This is a genomic window from Paenibacillus sp. S-12 (assembly GCF_030363895.1).
Lineage (GTDB): Bacteria > Bacillota > Bacilli > Paenibacillales > Paenibacillaceae > Paenibacillus_B > Paenibacillus_B alvei.
In genome coordinates this window covers 110,009-129,901 of the sequence record NZ_JASIUF010000010.1, presented here as the reverse complement: position 1 = coordinate 129,901, position 19,893 = coordinate 110,009, and the positions used below count along the sequence as shown (strand labels likewise).

Genomic DNA, 19,893 nt, shown 5'->3' with positions numbered 1-19,893 from the left:
GGTTAAGCGCGAGAACTAGTCCTCTTTTTTGAAAATTGTTTTGAATAGATACCCTGCCCCTACCCCAATTCCCACACCTGGTAATGCATTTCCGAGCAATAGACCAATTCCCGCTCCGATGATCGTGCAAGCGTAAATAATAAGATCGCCTTTCTTCACTTTACTCCTTCCTTTCGCTATCTGTTTTTGGTAATTACGTGTCCTCCCTTCCTATCGGCTTTCATTCTACAAGATGACGTTGCGTCATTTTCAAGCCTAATCTATGAAAAAAATTATGGTTTTTCGTCTTTAAAAACCGTTTTTTAAAGAAAATTCAGTTACCGATGAAAAAGGGGTTGAACGTTACGTTGCGTCATCTTGTATAATGGAGGTTCATGAATATTCCAAAGAAGGTGTTGCGCTACGATTCCGATTCAAGAGGTTACCAAGCAAACTGGCATAACCGTCCGCACGCTGCGCTATTACGATCAAATCGGGCTGCTGAACCCTTCAGCCAAAACGGCTGGCGGGCATCGAATCTACTCTGAGGATGATTTAATGAAATTGAAGCATATCCAATTTTTGAAGCAGATGGGCTTTCGTTTACAGGAGATCGATGAATTATTAGCGATGCAGGATCGGGATTGGTTCGCCAGCCTAAACAACCAACTGACGTATATATTAGAAGAACAAGAGAAACTAAAGCAAATGGAGCAGTATCTCCGTGAATTAATGCACAGCATGGTCTTCGAAGGCAAGGCGAAAGGTGACGCCGTGCAGAAGTTGATTCAATTGTCTGGCCACAGTAAGGAAACGAGGAAGAAATACCGGGAGCTTATGTTCAAGGAACACGAGCAGAAGCTTTTATCGCGCTTGCCGAACGTTTCCAGCGATGATCCAGATTCATTGGAGTGGATCGCACTTATTGCACAGTTGAAGCAGAATATGGATGCTGGGCCGGATGATCCCCAAACCCAGCGTATCTTGAGGCGCATGTTGGAAAAAGCCGATGATTCATTCTCAGGCGAACCTGAATTTCTTGATAAAATGTGGTCAGTCCGGAAATGCCCAGAACAATCTGCTCAAATCGGACTGTATCCACTGGAACCGGAGCTGTTAGAATTTGTCGAGCAGGCCTATGAAATTTATCTCTCTAGGCATCGAATACGATCAGAATAGATTGAGAGTTTTTGAGTATGGAGTGAAATAGAGCAGCCTTCCTGTGATAGGATGGCTGCTCTTATCATGATTCTATTTTTTCATGATTGCTTCAGCAAAAGAAACGGTCTTCAGAAGATGCGCATATTCCTCTGGAGTCGCGCCGCTTTCTACACACCAACACATTCCCATTGCCGTTTCTACATACAGACATTTCCTTATGACATCATTCGGAATCGAAAGCTTCTTGGTGAGAATACCTATAATTTCGTCTATTTTCTCATATAAGTCCTCCGTAATGCTTTCATCAAACTCATTTAATATAAATCGAGGAATATCGAATACAGGATCGCCGATTACACCCTTCGGGTCGATGATCAGGTATTCCCCATTGCTGCCGAGCAGCATATTATCATGATGAAGATCACCGTGCAGCAGCAGATTTTGCGAATAGTTCGAGGAAATGGACAAGCAAATCTTTCTTGCACATTGCATGTGTCTTGTTAATTCAGGGCAATCGTGACGCTGACTCATGTAATCTGTTATCCGCTCAACCCAACCGACATAGGTTGGAAATTTTTCTGCCTCAACAGCCGCAATATGTAAATTCGAATATAGGGAACAAAATATATCTAATCTTCGCTGTAACGAATCCTCGTCCCGCAAGGTAGTACCCGGCTGCAAACGTTCTAATAGGATAACGCCGTTATCGATATCTGCTCGATACACCTTACAGAATCGTTGCCCATCATATTGACGCAGCGTCGAAACTTCCGTCCAAATCGTTTCTGAAGGCTGTCCTATTTTTAGTACCGTATGGCCATCCTGTTTCGAATAGCAAGTGAACACTATGTTTGCAGAGAAGGATGGAATCAGCTGCAATGAGGACAACGACCACTTCTCGGCATAATCATCAATATAACACAGCATCTGTTCATAAAACGTGTTGCCAAATCGCTTTATAAGCGTATCGATTTGCTCCTGTGTAAATATGCTAGATAGACACTCCACATCCATTCCCTCCAATGTCTAAATATCTTCTTATCCATTTTCAAGTATATAAAAAGCTGCCCCACTAGTTCATTCAGGACAGCTTTGTTTGCTTTGTTGTTACGCTTATTAGTTGTTACTAACCGTTGCGGCAGGTTCTACCTTCGTCCGATACAACTTCTTCGCTAGCAGTGTCTGCAGAATAATGAACACGCCGCCTACACACCAATACATCGGTATGACTGCGGGAGTAGTCAGGGAAAACACGGTCATCATGATTGGAGACACGTACCCCATAAACGCAAACTGCTTGCTCTGCATCGGATCCATGCCGATTTGTGTAACTTTATATTGAAAGAAGTAGATGATCCCGACGAGCAGCGGGAGCACAATGTCCGGTCGTCCGAGCTGGAACCATAAGAACGAGTGTGCAGCTACTTCCGGTGTGAACTTAATTGCATAATACAATCCTGATAAGATAGGCAGCTGGATAAGCAGCGGCAAGCAGCCGATTGCCAACGGATTCACCTGATGCTTCTGATACAATTGCATCATTTCTTGCTGCATCTTTGCTTTTGATTCTGCATCCTTCTTATCCTTATATGTGTCTTGAAGAAGCTTCAACTCAGGCTGCAATACGTCCATCTTCTGTTTCATCTTCTGTTGATTGCGATACTGTCTCATCATGAGCGGCATCAGCGATAATCGTACGAGCAGCGTGAGCAAAATCAATGCGAGCCCGTAGCTTCCACCGAAAAATGCCGCGAAATGTTGGATCAGATACACAAACGGATACACGATGTAATGGTTAAAAAAGCCTGGCGTATTAGCATCAACCGCCGCATTAGAACCGCTTACCCCGCATCCGCTTAACAACACTAGGATCACCAGTGCCCCGATTAGAATATATTTTCGTTTGTAGGTGAATACATTGAACTGCTCCATAATAATCCTCCTTGATTGGATAACGTTCTGATTCCAATCAAGGAATGGCAGTCACCTGAATCTCCATCCGGCGCTTCTTTTCGCTTCACACTTCTGGTTAACCAGTGATGAATTTCTGTCCGACCGACGATCCGCTCCTGAGGAAGAACAATTGCGACTCGGCCCCTGTATGCAGGCACTAAGAAGTGATCGACCGCGACATACAGATGTGCAGCGTAAGCATACGTAAGTGAACATATAAGACCGATCGAGATCAAATACGGAATCAAATCAGAAGACATCAGATCCTGGAATTCCAACAGCAATGTATTCACCTCCCCTTTTATGCAGATGAGAACAGTATCTCACATGGAGAGACAAGTTTCAAATCAGGGAAAAACAAACAGTTGGATACAACTTCGTAAACAAGTTTTATCTCAATAACAAGTATGAATGATCCTTTTTCTATGATCGAATCACCGATTCACTACCAGCAGTAAGAAGAAACAAGCTCTGCGAAGAGCAGAGCTTGTTTTCAACGAAGCGCTTATTTGACAACCCGTTCTTCAATCGTCTTTTTAACGCAGCCAAGGATCTCTTTAAAAAGGAATGCGTTCTGAGTAAATCTTATAGTCATGTTCGGCAGCCCATGCGACTAGTCCGTTCCATAATTGTTCGCACGCAGCAATGATACGTTCCGGTTCAGACAACTGTCCGGACATGACCATGTTCGCGACAATATCATAGCCCTTCGGACGTTGCGGGAGCTCCAACGATTCCGGAAGCACCCTGGCTCCTGTTGAGTACAGCTTCCGATTGTGAAGACCGATCAACATGGCGCCGTATTTGGCGAATTGCATGGCCAAATACGGTAAATATGTCTGTGTGCCGGTTCGACTCGCATTCCGGAGCTTTCCGATGAACTCATACATCTCCCCTACAAGCACTTCATTAACCGCATTCGCGAAATCCACACTTGATGGTGATTCTGCCGCTTCCTTCAGCTTAGAAAAAAATCCGTCTGGATCATAGAGACTTAGCGGAGAGAAGAACGGTCCGTGTGTCAAAGCCCATTCCCCTTCCACTGTTGCAGCATCGTTCAAAACAACGCTTACACTGCGTACATTCACTTCGGCCTTCCAAGGTCCTGCTGACCATTCGTAACTGAAGTCTACCTCTTCTTCCGCGTCCTTCAACACACAGAACATCTCAATGTCCGAATAAGGCCCGTCCGTACCTCGGGATACGGAGCCATACACCCCGATTGCAACAATTCGATCGGTATATACCTCCTGCAAGCGGTTAGCGAGCTCATAACAGGTTGCCAGTCTTTCATGTCTTGAAATTTCTACAGGTCCATTCATGTTCATCTGTGTATCTCTCCCTTGGTATGTGTGATTGGAATGAGTGGATACAGATTCATGAATGGAGGGCCGCGGGCTTAACGAGGGACTTTCTTCGCGTGCATAGGAACTCCTCCTTATAAGTGATATCGTCTTTCTTCTACCTGTATATTTTTCCTCTATTTTACCAATTCTCGCTCCATAATGGAACAACTTCATGTGATGTACTTACGTTTACCTATTTTCGCGTTTACCTCCTGCTTCAACATCAAGAGCGCCATTCGGTACAAGGGCAGCTCCATTTCCTGCATGACATATATGAAGGCTTCCTTATCACCTGCCTGTGCCTTTCGAATATAATCTGTATGTATATCCACCTAATTTTGCACCTTCCTTATCTTCTGCTTTCTATGTCTCTCATTTGCCAACATTAGATCATGGTAAATAAACAAAGGTTACAAGGAAAAATCTATTATGACGGCACAGTCATAATAGATACATAAGCCACTTACCCGCCAACACATTTTAACAGGCTGATTTCAATCTAATTACGTGGTCTCCCTTAAATACGACACCAAAATGACAGACCGAAAAAATCAAATAAGAAAACCCCCGCTTTCAACGATTTCGTTTGAAATGGAGGTTCTCTACTATTCTATCTATTTTCATTTACTTTTTATCGAGTGCACCTAAAAAAGGGTCTCACCTACACCTATACCTATACCTGATAAAATATTCGCTCGCCTGCTAGGAATGGCAAACAATGATTCACACAAAGCTTAGGCATTTTCTCCCGCATCCAATTATGTACGGACTCATTCCCCATTTGAAACGCATAATATCCGATAATCGAAATCAACATCATTCCTTCGATAAGAACAAGCTCTTCCGCAGCTATGTTCATAGTTCCGTAATAGCCCTCTAAGAAAATTTTACGGTGTTCTGAAGGAACCATCATCGCCCCCATGGCGATGTCTGTCAAATCGTATCCTGGGCCGAAGAATCCGAAATCAATAAAGCTTAATCGTCCTACAGGAGACATAATCATATTGCCAAATCCTAAATCACCGTGAATCAATCCCCATCTATCCGTATCGGTTCCGATTTGCTTAAGCTTATCGTTGATGAGATGAATGCACTTCTCGATGATCGCGACATCAGAAGACGCAAATAAACCGAGTTCCAACCCTTTATGTATGGTTTGAATCAAACCGTCATTATATGCAATCCCTTGCTCAGGCCGATTCTTAACACGATCTAGCGGATACCGGCGGTAAAATTCGTGGAGCTTAGCAATGTGAGATCCGAGCTGCTTGACCGATTCTGGATTCTGAAGGTCCTCCTTCTGCAGATCCCTGCCTTCCAGCCACGTTAGTACCGAACAGTTCAATCGATGTCCTTCATGCTCGATGACGGTAATCAATTCCCCGTCTTGATTGCGCAGCGGCGACTGCACCAGCAGGCTGCTCTCATTCGCCAACGCTTCCAGCATGAGAAGTTCACCAAGCAGGCCTTCATACGTATGCTGCAAGCCTGTCATACTTGCTTTAAACGGCTGATGAACACGCAGGACATAAGTACTGCCGTCAGCTTCGCTCACTTTATATGTCCGATTCTCATTATGCCTCAAGAAAGTGATCTCAGGCTTTTGGAAGCGAAAACGGTGTAAAATGTGATGTAATTGTTCATCTGTCATCTTCAATTTCCTCTCATCGTTAAAAATTAGACATGATCGAAATATCTATACAGCCAGTCTACTTCCTAATGTTGGGATTGTCTACGGCTTGCTATCGGGCACTAAGCCTATTTCTTGGATTATGCTGATAAGGCAAGGAATATCATTTCTACTCCACTGGTCGTAACAGGAGGATTCAAATTGGAAGAAGGTATGAAAGAAGCTGATCCCTGTATGATCTTGGCTTTATGCCGCTAGCACGGCTTCGAAATGTTGGAACATCTGATTATACGCCCGCTGCTTTTGTTTATAGCGCATCTGATTCGACATCGCGTACATATTCAATACAGGAACAAGATCCTGTTCTCCCTGCACAAGTCTCAATACCTCATTGACTTCTCCATTGACAAATGCAATAGTAAGTGCCCGTATGTGGCTTCGAGCTTCTGGATTATCTGGCAGGATCGCTTCTTCCATGTATTCATCTTCCTTCACATCGTGCAGCATCTTTCGTGCTCGATGATATGCAGCCTTCACCGCCCCTTCTGTTGTCTTCAGCTTATTCGCAGTATCAGCAACAGAATACCCGAGTACGCTGCGCATAAGGAGGACGGTTCTTTGCAGAGGAGACAAGTGTGTCATCATATATTGGAAGGCGGCTTCGATGTCAATTGTACTATTCTTCTGTATAGAGTCATTGTGTTCTTGAGATTGAAGTTGCTGCTTCATCAAAATTTGATCAAATCGATGTCTTCGGCGTACTTGATCGATCCAAGCGTTTCTGGCTGTACGCAGGAGCAGCGCTTCAGGATTGTTGTGCTCTATCTCCTTGTTACGGGTTAGAATCTTAACCCACGTATCCTGTACGAGATCCTCGGAATCCCATTTGGAATGTGTGAGAGAGAGGCAATATCTGTTCAGTACGTTGTTCAACTGCTCCAGATTGGGTTGTTCGGTGCTCTGGATTTGATCTGGATTGGTCATCCTTCACAGTCAACTCCTTCATTCATTCGTTCTTGCTTCCACTTCGTCAGCCTTCTTCTTCATGCCTTACATGAATCGTTCATGGCGGCACTTATGGTTTATCTTATCAGTAAACGAACGAAGCATGCATTGCGTTACGCTGCCCAGTGAAAAAACATTTGTCCGCTGAACCGTATCTTCTGCTGCGATCCATTCGTTTTCTTGATATTCCATGGTGGAAAAACAGAGGAGGTATTACCATGTCAAACTATATCCCTTATGTTGTTGAGCAAACGAGCCGCGGGGAACGCTCCTATGACATCTATTCCCGATTATTGAAGGATCGCATTGTATTTGTCGGTTCTGAAATTACGGATAGTCTTGCGAATAGTATTGTCGCACAGCTCCTTCTTCTTGCAGCGGAGGATTCAGACAAAGACATTTATATGTACATCAATAGTCCAGGAGGCTCGGTCACTGCAGGATTTGGCATCTATGATACGATGCAGTACATTAAGCCGCAGGTTCATACCAATTGTACAGGATTAGCCGCCTCCTATGGCTCGATCCTGCTGCTAGCTGGAGCCAAGGGCAAGCGCTTTGCACTACCCAATAGCGAAATCATGATTCACCAACCCCATGGAGGCGCTCAAGGACAGGCAAGCGACATTGCTATCAGCGCCAAGCGCATTCTCAAAATGCGCGAGAGACTTGTGCAATTAATGGCTGACCATACTGGGCAGCCCGTCGAACGAATTGAAAAAGACATGGATCGCGACTACTTCATGTCTGCCGAGGAAGCACTGGAATACGGGATTATTGACAAGATACTCAAATAGTACAGGACACGAGCGATCAAGTTGTCCATTTTCATAGGTAGCTGATCGCACAGGATCAGCCTTCTTTATTAAATCTAGCCAATCGACACGCTTGTAATTTTTCCAATTGCACATTGTCGATAATTTCCTTAGCAGCGAATCGGCTGATAAGCGCTGTTGTACCAGCGGCTAATACAAGGATGTCCGATTCCAAATAACCATTTGAGGTGTGTACGCCTACAACCGTTGCATCTCGTTCTTGAATGCTGGTAACCGTGGTATTGTAAAGGACAATTGCACCATTTTCCTGGGCTTGTTGTAACAACAAGTTTGTTGTGGCAACGGGATCTAGTCCCCCCTCTTCTTGAGCGAAGCTGGCTTCATCGGGATACTCATTCAGATTCGGTTCAAGCTTCATGATCTGTTGTCGATTCAGTTGTTGTACTCGCGAGCCTTCCATGTTCATAGGAACTCCCCAAGACAGCGCACCGCTCCAATCAATATTCAAGTCAGGAAGTTCTTCTTGCAGAGCGTAATATTCTGCGATTGCATCCTCATATAAATGTCGATACATTGCGGATGTCTGCATGCTTGAATGAATCCATGCGAATGACTTGTCGGTTGTTTCGCTAGCAGCAAATCGATTTCTTTCAATGACCGTGACCTGTGGATGTTGTTTGGATAAATAGTACGCGATTGCAGAGCCAACGATTCCCGCACCAACAATGATAATTCTCAAATCTCTATGCATATAAATGTAATCTCCTACTATTCGTTTCACTGAAGCCGAACTCGCCATTTTCCTGGTGAGCTCGGCTTCGTGCATACTATATGGAACAACCTTGTACTTGATGACGACATTCCCCTTTATACGATCTGTGTCCGCATATTGATGCGCTGCTGGAATCTCATGGAACGAGCACCGTTCAATGACCGCTTGCAATTTGCATTCTCACCGGATAACGAAGGTAACGCACAACCGCTAGTTGTACCTTCGCTATTTCGTTGCAATCTGGTGAATAAAATAGGAATTATTTTGATCTAATTATAGGAATCATGCATGTAAGCAGTCATCAAATGTACAACGAGAAGATCGAATTGATAAAGATGAAGCTTGCTCCAGGCTTACAAATTCGTAATGATATTGAAAGCTTGATCGATGGGTAGGGCCAAGGTCTTATTATATGATTTATGTATAAGAACAAGACAAGAATAATGACTACTAGAGGTGAACATAAATGAAGGAAAACAAACTAATATCGGCATTTTCTTACTGGAGTGTTCTATTTGCTCCAATCCTATTCCCCATTATTGCTTGGATTGTAGGTGACTCGGAAACAAGAAGCCATGCCAAACGAGCTCTATGGACTCATCTAATTCCTAGTATCGCAGCCATTATTGCGGTGATGTTGTTTGGTTTAATTGGGGTTAGCGTTCGCGACATCGGTGTCGCATGGGGAATCGGTGCAATTATCGCGTTTTGTGTTTGCGGTGTGATTAGCGTGTACTACTTTGTATGGAATATTATCAAAGGGATCCAGGTTATCAATTCTTAATTCATTTCGAATCTGATTCTTCTTCTGCTCGACCAGAAAATTATTTACGCCACACAAAGGTACCTCTTTCGATTGGAATAGAGGTACTTTGTGTGGCGGATCATGTTCAAATTCAATGATAGTATTTTCTTTAATCTTCTATACATTTCCCCGACAATCATATTGAAACGCAGGCTCCGTCTGTAAGAAATAACCATATGAATAGAATAGATTATGAAAGGTGACGCGTACAAGCAGCTAGAAATAGAGTTGAAATGCGCCCGTTTTGCATGTGCTGTCAGATCCAAAACATAGATTTTTAAAATACGTATTATATTTATGAAAAGAGTTTCTGGTCAGTTAACCCTGAGAAAGGCACCGACCAAAGTTCCCTTACGTTTAACGGATCCGAACAGGATACTTTACTGTGATAATAAAATGAATCCGAAGCCATCAATCCAAATACCCGATACTTCAACCTTCATTGGCCCCCGGCAGTTCGTGTTCAGATGCCATATTCTCTCTAGTTAATACATACTCTATTAAAATAATGGAATGCCTATCTATGTTGGTAATAACAAGTATTTATGGTAATATAAAGTTGGATTTCTGAAATACCAAAATTAGGAGTTGTTTTCTATGGATATCAAAACGTATACCCAATCAAACCGTGAAGCTTGGAATGAAGTGAATCCGATCCATCAGGTACATAACCCCGTGAACTTGAAAGAAGCGTTTTTGCAAGAAGGATATTCCACTTTGGATCCCCTAATTACTGAACTGCTTCAAGATCTGGGTCTCCGAGGGAAAAATGTGGCGCAGCTTTGCTGCAATAATGGCAGAGAAGTGTTGTCACTGGTGAATCTTGGGGCGCAAAGCGGAACTGGCTTCGATATTTCGGATCACGCCATTCAGGAGGCAAAGGATCTGGCGGATATATCCGGCTTGCCATGCTCATTTGTCCGCACTGATGTATACGATGTTGATCTGACCGAGCATGCTGGTAAATATGATCTGATCTACATATCGATCGGCGCGCTCCCCTGGCTTCCTGACCTGGGCAAATTTTTCAATCTCGCGGCCAATATGCTGGCGAAGGACGGTCAACTCGTCATTTATGAAATGCACCCGTTGTTAAACATGCTTCCCTTAGAAGACGAGCCTGAATTTGAAGATCCTTTGAAAATTGCCTTTTCCTATTTTAAAACCGATCCATGGGTTTCCACGAGCGGAATTGACTATGTAGGAAAGACAACCTACGAGGCAAAAACGAATTACAGCTTCAGTCATACGTTGGCATCCATTTTCAACGCCATTATTCAAAGCGGCATCAATATTACGGAATATAAGGAATATCAGCATGATATTTCTAATATTTACGCTCATGTAGAGAAAGAACAGAAGCTCCCGATGAGCTTCACGTTAGTCGGCCAAAAGAGGTAGATTCCACCTAATGGATCGTGACGAGCAGTAGGAGGTACGGTTTTTTCTTTCATGCGCCGTACCTCCGATTTGCACCTGGTTTGCCTTCCCTTCCCTAACCTTTCTCTAGCCTGCTTAATCCTGCATCGTTTCCGTGATGATAGAATCGTCCCTTCTGAAAGTGACAAGCAAGAATGCGTACAGCAGATACAGCACCCCAGGCACCATGCTGCCGTACGCAGCCCATGCCAGCGAAGCCGGTGACCAAACGATAACAAATTCCCAGGGCAATCCACGGGTTAATTGGTGAAGCAGCAAGATGTAGGATGTACCAAGAATGACGACAAATAGCCCGTGCATACCTAATAAGAAACATTGCTTCCGATTGTATGGAACTCGTCTTCTTTGCTTATTCCGAATATCAATCAGCCCTTTGCCCGTCAGAATGAGCAGGACAAGTGACAATCCCCCCCATAGTCCCGTAATCCACATCGCTACCTGATCGACGAAAAGAAATCCATTGGTGCTGCGATCTGCCAGCTCGGCATGCTTGCCTGACCAGATATCCATGATTGCCCGCCCCATATGTGCGCCTTGTTCGCTGTTCGTATTCATAAGCAAGGCAATGCCCGTCCGTGCGGCGGGATACAGCGCTACAAATGAGGAAAAAGCAGGATTATTTCCGGCATGGGATATTTCTTGTTTATCTCTATATACGCTCCAGCCGCTTGCATAATAAGAGCCGTCCCCATCCGGCGCCACGGTTCGATCCGGTTCATGTGAAGCTGTTATCAAGGAAGGCCCGATGCCTCCTAATGTTATATCCTGCAGTTGAAATAGCATCCATCTCGCCATATCCCGGGCACTGCTCACGATATAGCCTGCTGGGGTATTTCCGCGATATATTGGCGGCTGATAGTTGCGCTGCCTGCCAAAAAAGACCTTGTGCCCCGCAGCCATATCCTGCGCATAAACGGGCACTGTGGCGGCCACCGTCGAGGTCATGCCCAAAGGCTCAAATACGGACTGTCTCATAAATTGTTCATAGGGCATTCCACTTGCTTTTTCGATGATAAATCCAAGCACGTCATAATTGATTGTCGCATATTCGAAGCTGCTTCCGGGCAATCGTGCCAGTGGTTGATCGACGAGTGCGCGTACAGTCTGTTCCATGGCAGTTTCTGCTTCGCTTGCCGGGATACGGCCGATGGATTCAAACGGAATTCCGCTTGTATGGTGAAGAAGCTGATGCAGCGTAATGATTGCCGGTTTCCCGTTATAGGTCATCCGCAGCCAAGGTATATAGCTAGTGACAGGATCGCTTTGCCTCAATAGCCCCTTTTCCTCCAATAGATGCACGGCCAATCCTGTAAAAGCCTTGCTTGTCGATCCCAGTTCGAACAGCGTCCTGCTCGTGACGGGCTTTTGTGCCCCAAGATCCGCATATCCGAAGCCTTCTTCCAGAACGATCTTCCCTTTATGAACCATAGCCAGGGATAATCCGGGAATTTTGCTGGCAAGCATCTGAGCGTGCACATATTGCTTTATGGCTGCAAGCCGCTGTTCTTGAGCATGCTCATCCCCTGCTTGAGCTGCGGGATCGGCGTGTGAGGGCATAAGAAGCAGCAACGATACGAATGAAATGATAACGGCAGTCATCAATTGCTTTCCCCGCCGTTTCCAAGAACTGCTCATCGATATCCCCCTTGAATTCAAATCGTTTCGATCAAAAGCAGCAGATGATTGCTCATCTGCTGCTTTTATGACTATGTCCAGGTGATTCAATTTGGTGAATCACTCCGCTTTGCTTCTACGATTCGGCTCAAATCACGAATCGTCATTGCATCGTAAAGCTCCCGAAGCGTGAATTTAACGCTGAAAACTTTGCTAATTCGCGTAATGACTTGCGTTGCCAGCAGTGAATGTCCGCCCAGGTCGAAGAAATTATCTGTTACGCCGATTCTTTCAAGCTGGAGGATTTCTTTCCATATGCCGCAGATGACTTGCTCTGTATCCGTCTCGGGGAGGATGATTTCACGCTGTGTGAATGGACTGACGTCCAATTCGGCCAGTGCCTTCTTGTCCAGCTTCCCGCTCGGCGTAGTTGGCATGAACGGCACGAAGATAACTTGATCCGGCACCATATAGTCTGGCAGGGAGTGTTTTAAGTGGGTTCGCAAGGCATTTGCGCTTATATAGTCCCAGCTATCCGCCGCAGAACCCGCGTCGCAAGGGTGCTCCATCCACACGCTCGGCTCGATATATTCTCCGATTCCCTTTTCAAGATCGATATGAACGGGCTGAAGCGTCCCTTTCACCTGATATTGTCCGCTCTTTTCGAACGTTCTGCCCGTCCATTTTTCCCAATCCGAGATGCTGCCCCTGATAGACTGAGATTGAACTGCAATTCCAATCATGCGTGCGCCAGTCCGTTCATGCGTGCGCAGCCAATTGTCCTGAAGGTGCCCGTCTTCCCGTCTGAGCGTGCAGTAGTCGGAAAAGCTTAGCTCCGGAAAATCTGATTTTCCTGTCGGACGTACCGGGACGATAACCCGTTCCATCTTATGTCCATGTGCCAGATGCTTGAAAGCGCCAAGCAGCACGGAGGCCAATCCGCGCCCCTGGTACCTCTCATTTACGACTCCGGCAAGAATGAGCAGCGTATTAGGCTCTTTCTTGGCTGCACTATCTTCGAAAGCTTGGATAAGCCCTGAATCCCACCCTTGGGGAAGCCCGCTGTCGGTCTTGTCCCAGCAGATCGGAATGGTGTTGCCGACTGCTGCTACCTCACCTTTGGAATCTGTCAGGGCGAATTGGTATTCCGGAAATTTAACGAATACTTCGGGCCACAGGGCTTGGAATACCTGATCTCCTTCAAAAAATTCGGGCCATGCCGCTAAATGAACGGCATCCATTTTTGGCTTCAGAGAAGGGATCTGTGCAAGGGTGTGCAATTTCAGACGTTCATTATTAACGATGAATGGCTGCAGGGCATCACTTAGCTCGACATATGCGACCAATCCATCCATCCTCTCGTTTTGCACATGAAGGACGGCGCATTTGCCCACACTCTCGTGAGCCGCCAAACGACTTTCAACCTCTTCAACCTCCACGCGGTTCCCGCGAACCTTGACTTGGTAATCGACCCGACCGATATACAACAAATTTCCGTCTTCTGTATATTTGGCCAAATCCCCCGTACGATACAACCGTGATTCGGGATCACGGGAGAACGGATTGGGAATAAAACGTTTGGACGTTTCCTCGTAATCGGCAAGATAGCCTCTGGCGAGCGCAGGAGAAGCAATATACAGCTCTCCAGGCACCCCGATTGGCACCAATTGATGATGCTCATCCAATAAGTAGACGCGGTGATTACTGATCGGGCGGCCGATCGGAACTTGATTCCCCTCTGCCCCCCGCTCGCATATATAGGTGACGGAATCCACACTCGTTTCGGTAGGACCGTAATGATTGCTCAGGCTGCTTGCAAAACATTCGAAAAACTTGTCCCGGATCTCCTTTATAAGCGCTGCTCCACCGCACACGACGTGGCGCAGGCTTGGAAGTTCCGGAAAATCGCCACGCTTGCGGGCGTCTACGAAAGCTTCCAGCATAATCGGAACCATCTGCAGTACAGAAACCCCGTGCCGGGCAGCCAATTGACCGATTTGTCCCGGATTTTTGCGTTCCTCCTTGCCGGCAACTACAATCCGTGCTCCATAAGCAAGCGGCCAAAAAATCTCCGGTATGGAAGAGTCAAACGTATAGGTCGTTATCAGCAGTGTTGAATCGCGGTCTGTCAACGGGTAGGTTCGCTGCGTCCACTCAAGCAAATTGACGAGGCCGCGATGCTCAATTTCAATGCCTTTCGGCAATCCGGTCGAGCCTGATGTAAACATTACATAGGCCAAATTTCTAGAATCAAGAGACAGTTGCAGGTCAGCAGGAGATTCCTTTTCCAACTCGGAAGCCTCTTCATCTAGGAGCATCCATTGTTGGAAAGGAAGCTGTTTATCTTGTGCAAGCCGCCCTTCCGAAATGATGATGGACATCCCTGTCCGGTCGGCAATCCACTGCCGGCGCGAATCGGGAAGATCGGGATTCAGCGGAATATAAGCTCCTCCCGACTTTAAAACCGCAAGGAGCGCGATAATCATGTCCTCAGACGGATCGAGCAATATCCCCACCTTATTTTCTGGCCGCACTCCTTTTCTGATTAACGCGCGCGCCAATTGGTTTGATCTGGAATTCAATTCTTGGTAGCTAAGCGTCCGGTCTGCAAATGTCACAGCCGCATGATTGGGCGTTCGGCGAGCCTGCGCTTCAAACAAACGGTGAACACAGGTTGCATCGTTATAAGGGTGGTCTGTCCGATTCCATTCCTCAAGCAGCGTGATTTTGTCCTTTGCAGTCACAAGCTCAAATGTCTCCAGCGGCTTCGATGGTTCGCTTAGCACTTGCTCCGTCAGCAAGAAGAACTGCTCGACCAGACGCTTGGCAGTCGTTCTCTTGAAGAGATCCGTATTATAATTCAGATTGATTTCAATACCGGATTCCAGTTCGTCGAAAACATAAGTAAGATCGAAGCGTGCGCTAATCTCTTCGAAATCAAATGGCTGCACCTTGTAAGACAAGCCTTCAAAACTCAGTTGACTCAACATCTCTCTTTTATTGTTTTGCAAACCGTACATGATGGAAAACATCTTGGTGCGCGACAAATCCGTATCCGGACGCAGTTCCTCAATGATAAAATTGCTTGGATATAAATGGTTGTCATAGGCTTCGATCGACGTTTTCTTCACCTGCGCGGCAAGCTGCTCGAAGCTCATTCCCTCTCTGATGCGGCAACGGAGCAGCATCGCTTTGGCAAATAGGCCGAGCACATGCTCGATCCGGACGTCGTCACGATTGGCAATCGGCGAGCCTACAATAAAGTCCTTTTGGTTGCTTAGCCTGTACAACTGTAAATTTAACACCGTTAACAAGAACATGTTCAAGGTAAGGCCTTGTTCCTGGCAATACCGATAAACCCGGCTTTCCAATTCGGAATCGAACCGTCCCAAAATAGTGCCGCCCCGGAACGTCATCTGCGGCGGGCGCGGGAAATCGGTTGGCAGTTGCAGTCCGTTAGGAGGATCGGCAAGCTCCTTCAGCCAATATTGCCGGTGCTCTTCCAGCTTGCCGGTTCGCACAGCCTCGTTGATCCATTGCATATAGTCGGTGTACTCTACTTCCAAATCCGCCAGTTTCGGCGATCGGCCCATCATTTCGGCATTATACAGTTCATTCAATTCTTTAAAAAGCTGAATGGACGAAGTCTCGTCCCAAATGATGTGATGTGTGGCAAACAAGAAAAAGTAACGATTCCCTTTGAATTCGACGAGTCGAATGCTGAAAAGAGGCCCCGTTTCGAATGAAAATACTTGATTTGCATGTTCTTGGGAAAGCCGCCTAACGGTCGCCTCCACATGGTGTTCGGGAATGTGCGTATAATTCTCGCACAATAAGTGAAAAGGAAAATCCGCCACCGGTGTAATATATTGAAACGGAATTCCGGAATTTTCATCAATCCTGAAATATGCCCGCAATACGGAATGACGCTCAATAAGCATTCTCCATGCCCGCTCAAATGCATCTAGCTGCAAGTGGCCCTCGAACATAATGTCAAAGCTGACATTGTAATAAGGATTGTCTGGTTCCAAAACGTGAAAGTACCATTCGGGCAATTGAACCGGCGCAAGTTCGTAGGCATGCTGAGGCGGCCTTTTCAAAATTGGAGACAATTCGCTGATGTTCGACTTCCCTTGTCGCGCTACCTGCTCATCCAACAAAGCCGCCAGATCCTTGAGAACAGGCGTCAAAAAGATTTGTTGCAGCGCAATTTGGATGCGTAGCCGATCACGAATCCGGTTGACCACCTTGACTGCGCTGATAGAATGTCCGCCAACGAGGAAAAAATTATCGTCAGGCGCGATTTGGGTTGCTTCAAGCGACTCTTTCCAAATGTCGATCAAGGCGGATTCCATCATAGTCTGCGGCTTGGAAGCAAATACGGGCTCGTTTTCTTTTAGCGTATCCCGCAGTTTCCTTAGTGCATGCCTGTCGATCTTCTCGCTGGCAAGCAGCGGCATGCCCGGAATGCAAGTAAGATGGGCCGGTACCATATAGTAAGGAAGCTGCTGGTGTAGGTGGTTCCTGAGCGAGTCCGGCTCCAGACCATTTCGGCTTGTATAAAAGGCAGCCAGCGCTTGGCCCCCGTCGGATTCTGGGATGACGATCACCGCGACCTCGTCTACTTCCGGATGCTTGCCGATGCAGCCCTCGATTTCGCCCAATTCGATTCGGAACCCGCGGATTTTAACTTGAAAGTCTATTCTGCTGAAAAATTCGAGCTCGCCCTCCGGCAGCCAACGGCCCAGATCCCCCGTGCGGTAAATGCGGGCCTCCGGATCGTCGCTGAACGGATCAGGGATGAATTTTTCTCCCGTCAGTTCGTCGTTCTTCCAATATCCGCCGCCGACGCCAATCCCGCCGATCCAAATTTCGCCCTTCATGCCCACGGGAGCAAGCTTATGGTACTTATCCATAACGTACAACTGCATATTAGGAAGAGGTCGACCGATCGGAATACGAATCTGATGTTCGGTTACAGGTCCCTCCAGCACTTTTTGAGTCACGTCGTCCGAGCACTCAGTCGGTCCGTATGCATTAATGAGCTTGATTTCCGGAAAATGAGAAAACCAAGAATTTACGAGCTTAACGGGCAATTCTTCGCCATTTGCAATCATCCAACGCAAATTCGGCAATTGACGTTCTTCCTTGGACACGAGCCCAACCGTGTCAATAAACGCAAATAACATGGACGGAACCGTTTCTATAATCGTAGCGCCGCTTTTTTTCAAATGCGCTAACAACAGCGTTTGATCTCTGGATGTCTCAAAGGAAACGAGTGAGGTTTGGGCCCCTGCCATAAGCGCCGTCATGGCTTGCCAGATAGATACATCGAAGCTCACGGATGCATTTTGAATGATGACATCCTCATGCGTAACGCCAAGCGTCGTGATCTTCGCATATAAATGATTGATCATTCCATTATGTCTAACAAGTGCGCCTTTGGGGTTGCCAGTCGAGCCTGACGTGTAGATCATGTATGCGATATCGGATGCTGCATTGACATGCTGCGGATTGTCGGAAGGCATAAGGTCGGCATCTGCTTTATGAAGAATCTGGAAATCTGCATCATCGCAGGAATCGAGCTGATCCAGGCAGACAATCGTGCGCACAGAGCGAAAGGACATTCTCCTAGCGCGCTGAAGCAGCGCTCTCTGCGTGATGACAATACCAGCTTCGCTATGCTCCAAAATATAAGACAGCCGTTCATCGGGCAAATTCGGGTCGACCGGCACATAGGCGGCGCCGCTTTTCCATATTGCGATCAATGCCGCGACCCATTCCAGGTTGCGCTCGCTCATGACGGCGACGAATTGATTGCGGTTCGCCCGCTGCTTTCTTAATAGATGCGCTAACCTGTTGGCGCGTTCATTTAATTCCCGATAGGAGACGTCAACGCCTTCAAATGAAAGCGCGATTTGATCCGGCGTGTCCTCTACTTGCTTTTCGAATAAACTTTGAACCGGCTCGTGGGTCGGAAAGTCCAGCTTCCAATGATTGAATTTTTCCATGACCTGCTTTTTTTCCTCATCGACGAGCATGTCCAGATCGGCGATCCGGATGTTAGGAGTCTCTAGTGCATGCTGCAAGAGCTGAATAAAATGAAGACTGAGCCTTTGCATCGTATCTGGGCGGAACAAATCCGAGTTGTATTGGATATAACCGTCAATATAGCCGTCTTTCTGGTACAGCTCGAATACGAAATCGAAGCCGGTAAAGCGGATGTAGTCTAAAGATTTATGGTAAGCAAGTGTCATATCATTGCCTAAATCTACGCTGCTTGCGGCATCCGTTTTTAAGGTGTGAACCTCGAACAACACATCGAATATCGGGTTGCGGCTAAGGCTTCGTTCCACCCCAAGATCCTCAACAATTTTGTCGAACGGGTATTCCTGATTTTCATGCAACTCAGACACAGTCTGCTTCATTCTCAGAACAAAATCCTGAAACAACTCGTCTCCCTCTACCTGATTGCGCACGGGCAGCGTATTCACGAAGCAGCCGATAACGGGCAAGACGTCCGGATGAACGCGACCGGACAGGGATGTTCCGATAATAATGTCTTCATTTCTCGTATACTTGGCGAGCAGCACATTGAATACGGCAAGCAAATACATATAATGGCTGACGTCGAGACTTTCGCATGTCTGCTTGAGCCGTTCCATCCATTCACCATCAATAATGACGGGGACAGTGCTTCCGTTAAAGGATTGCAGGGCCGGACGAGGGAAATCGAGCGGAAAGTTCAGATCGGCTCGTTCTCCCGCCAGCTTGTCCGACCAAAATCGTTTCATGCCGTCCAGCTCTCCTTCGGCAAGACGGTGATTGTGCCAATGGGCAAAATCCGCATATTGCACATCCAGAGGCTCCAGAGGCGACGGCTGGCCATTCAAGAAAGCTGCATAGTTGGCCATGAGCTCAGACATGAACACATCCACAGCCCATCCGTCGGAAATAATATGATGTGCCGCAATCAAGCATAAATGTTCATTTTCGGCCAATCTATACAGATATACCCTTACTAAAGGGGGTTGCTTCAAATCGAACGCCTGGTTCAACGCAGAATCAATTCGCTGATTCAATGCCTGGGATTGCGTTTCCTCCGGCAAACGGCTCAAATCTTCATGCTGAACCTCGAATGGCAATTTCTCATGAACAAGTTGAACCGGATTCCCGTCCTCCTCCATAAAGCAGGTGCGCAGCGTATCGTGCCGGTCGACTATGACTTGAACCGCTTGCTTGAATAGAGCTTCATTCAATGCACCCTGGAGTGTAAACGCGGTTGAAACATGAGTCATGGCATGAACGGAAGCCTCCTGAACAAACTCAAGCTGTTCCGTAAACCAGAACCGCTTTTGCGCATGAGACAATTCGTATTTGTGGATGGCCGCTTCCGCCTCCAAATTCATTTT

The 19,893-nt window shown here is 46.5% G+C and carries 15 protein-coding genes; 4 read left to right on the top strand and 11 right to left on the bottom strand.

What is annotated here, in order from left to right; genetic code table 11:
• Positions 1–15: 15 nt before the first annotated feature.
• Complete coding sequence (locus NO352_RS10000; RefSeq protein WP_005550863.1) at positions 16–159, bottom strand: hypothetical protein; 144 nt, start codon at positions 157–159, stop codon at positions 16–18.
• Positions 160–405: 246 nt separating this feature from the next.
• On the opposite strand from NO352_RS10000, the gene NO352_RS09995 reads away from it, so the two are divergent.
• Positions 406–1,158 (top strand): MerR family transcriptional regulator, encoded by a 753-nt coding sequence (locus NO352_RS09995; protein WP_040736834.1) that lies wholly within the window; start codon positions 406–408, stop codon positions 1,156–1,158.
• Between the two features lie 72 nt (positions 1,159–1,230).
• Here the strand turns inward: NO352_RS09995 and NO352_RS09990 are convergent, their stop codons facing one another.
• From NO352_RS09990 to NO352_RS09960, 7 genes are all read right to left on the bottom strand, one after another.
• On the bottom strand, positions 1,231–2,154 hold the full coding sequence (locus NO352_RS09990; RefSeq protein ID WP_289355537.1) for an aminoglycoside phosphotransferase family protein: 924 nt from the start codon (positions 2,152–2,154) through the stop codon (positions 1,231–1,233).
• Between the two features lie 102 nt (positions 2,155–2,256).
• Positions 2,257–3,072 (bottom strand): membrane protein insertase YidC, encoded by an 816-nt coding sequence (gene yidC / locus NO352_RS09985; RefSeq protein ID WP_289355529.1) that lies wholly within the window; start codon positions 3,070–3,072, stop codon positions 2,257–2,259.
• Entirely contained in the window at positions 3,027–3,377 is a 351-nt protein-coding gene (locus tag NO352_RS09980) for a hypothetical protein (protein WP_268620247.1), read from the bottom strand. The genes yidC and NO352_RS09980 overlap by 46 nt, the downstream gene beginning before the upstream one ends.
• A 273-nt stretch (positions 3,378–3,650) precedes the next feature.
• Positions 3,651–4,421, bottom strand: coding sequence for an ANT(4')-I family aminoglycoside nucleotidyltransferase (locus NO352_RS09975; protein WP_289355528.1), 771 nt, complete (start codon positions 4,419–4,421; stop codon positions 3,651–3,653).
• Between the two features lie 188 nt (positions 4,422–4,609).
• Positions 4,610–4,771: a hypothetical protein gene (locus NO352_RS09970; protein WP_005550874.1), complete on the bottom strand. Its 162-nt coding sequence runs from the start codon at positions 4,769–4,771 to the stop codon at positions 4,610–4,612.
• 341 nt (positions 4,772–5,112) lie between these two features.
• Positions 5,113–6,090: a phosphotransferase enzyme family protein gene (locus NO352_RS09965; RefSeq protein WP_289355527.1), complete on the bottom strand. Its 978-nt coding sequence runs from the start codon at positions 6,088–6,090 to the stop codon at positions 5,113–5,115.
• A 225-nt stretch (positions 6,091–6,315) separates the two neighbouring features.
• Positions 6,316–7,053: an RNA polymerase sigma factor gene (locus NO352_RS09960; RefSeq protein WP_289355526.1), complete on the bottom strand. Its 738-nt coding sequence runs from the start codon at positions 7,051–7,053 to the stop codon at positions 6,316–6,318.
• Positions 7,054–7,292: 239 nt separating this feature from the next.
• On the opposite strand from NO352_RS09960, the gene clpP reads away from it, so the two are divergent.
• Positions 7,293–7,871: an ATP-dependent Clp endopeptidase proteolytic subunit ClpP gene (gene clpP, locus NO352_RS09955; RefSeq protein WP_289355525.1), complete on the top strand. Its 579-nt coding sequence runs from the start codon at positions 7,293–7,295 to the stop codon at positions 7,869–7,871.
• 55 nt (positions 7,872–7,926) lie between these two features.
• Here the strand turns inward: clpP and NO352_RS09950 are convergent, their stop codons facing one another.
• A complete protein-coding gene (locus NO352_RS09950) occupies positions 7,927–8,601 on the bottom strand; it encodes an FAD-dependent oxidoreductase (protein ID WP_289355524.1) in 675 nt (224 codons plus the stop codon).
• A gap of 487 nt (positions 8,602–9,088) precedes the next feature.
• On the opposite strand from NO352_RS09950, the gene NO352_RS09945 reads away from it, so the two are divergent.
• Both NO352_RS09945 and NO352_RS09940 read left to right on the top strand, forming a co-directional pair.
• On the top strand, positions 9,089–9,406 hold the full coding sequence (locus tag NO352_RS09945; protein ID WP_005550880.1) for a magnetosome magnetite crystal formation protein family: 318 nt from the start codon (positions 9,089–9,091) through the stop codon (positions 9,404–9,406).
• 618 nt (positions 9,407–10,024) lie between these two features.
• Positions 10,025–10,828, top strand: coding sequence for a class I SAM-dependent methyltransferase (locus tag NO352_RS09940; RefSeq protein ID WP_289355523.1), 804 nt, complete (start codon positions 10,025–10,027; stop codon positions 10,826–10,828).
• Positions 10,829–10,942: 114 nt separating this feature from the next.
• Here NO352_RS09940 and NO352_RS09935 read toward each other — a convergent pair whose 3' ends face one another.
• Together NO352_RS09935 and NO352_RS09930 are read right to left on the bottom strand one after the other, a co-directional pair.
• Positions 10,943–12,502 carry a serine hydrolase domain-containing protein gene (locus tag NO352_RS09935; protein ID WP_289355522.1) on the bottom strand — a complete coding sequence of 520 codons (1,560 nt, stop codon included), beginning with the start codon at positions 12,500–12,502 and terminating at the stop codon, positions 10,943–10,945.
• Between the two features lie 86 nt (positions 12,503–12,588).
• On the bottom strand, positions 12,589–19,890 hold the full coding sequence (locus tag NO352_RS09930; RefSeq protein WP_289355536.1) for a non-ribosomal peptide synthetase: 7,302 nt from the start codon (positions 19,888–19,890) through the stop codon (positions 12,589–12,591).
• Positions 19,891–19,893: the final 3 nt, after the last annotated feature.

Bases quoted from the DNA above. Each gene is read 5' to 3' on its own strand.
- NO352_RS09965 (WP_289355527.1), bottom strand. From the start codon at position 6,090: ATGACAGATGAACAATTACATCACATTTTACACCGTTTTCGCTTCCAA.
- NO352_RS09945 (WP_005550880.1), top strand. From the start codon at position 9,089: ATGAAGGAAAACAAACTAATATCGGCATTTTCTTACTGGAGTGTTCTA.
- yidC (WP_289355529.1), bottom strand. From the start codon at position 3,072: ATGGAGCAGTTCAATGTATTCACCTACAAACGAAAATATATTCTAATC.
- clpP (WP_289355525.1), top strand. From the start codon at position 7,293: ATGTCAAACTATATCCCTTATGTTGTTGAGCAAACGAGCCGCGGGGAA.
- NO352_RS09990 (WP_289355537.1), bottom strand. From the start codon at position 2,154: ATGGATGTGGAGTGTCTATCTAGCATATTTACACAGGAGCAAATCGAT.
- NO352_RS09940 (WP_289355523.1), top strand. From the start codon at position 10,025: ATGGATATCAAAACGTATACCCAATCAAACCGTGAAGCTTGGAATGAA.
- NO352_RS09935 (WP_289355522.1), bottom strand. From the start codon at position 12,502: ATGAGCAGTTCTTGGAAACGGCGGGGAAAGCAATTGATGACTGCCGTT.
- NO352_RS09930 (WP_289355536.1), bottom strand. From the start codon at position 19,890: ATGAATTTGGAGGCGGAAGCGGCCATCCACAAATACGAATTGTCTCAT.
- NO352_RS09950 (WP_289355524.1), bottom strand. From the start codon at position 8,601: ATGCATAGAGATTTGAGAATTATCATTGTTGGTGCGGGAATCGTTGGC.
- NO352_RS09960 (WP_289355526.1), bottom strand. From the start codon at position 7,053: ATGACCAATCCAGATCAAATCCAGAGCACCGAACAACCCAATCTGGAG.
- NO352_RS09975 (WP_289355528.1), bottom strand. From the start codon at position 4,421: ATGAACATGAATGGACCTGTAGAAATTTCAAGACATGAAAGACTGGCA.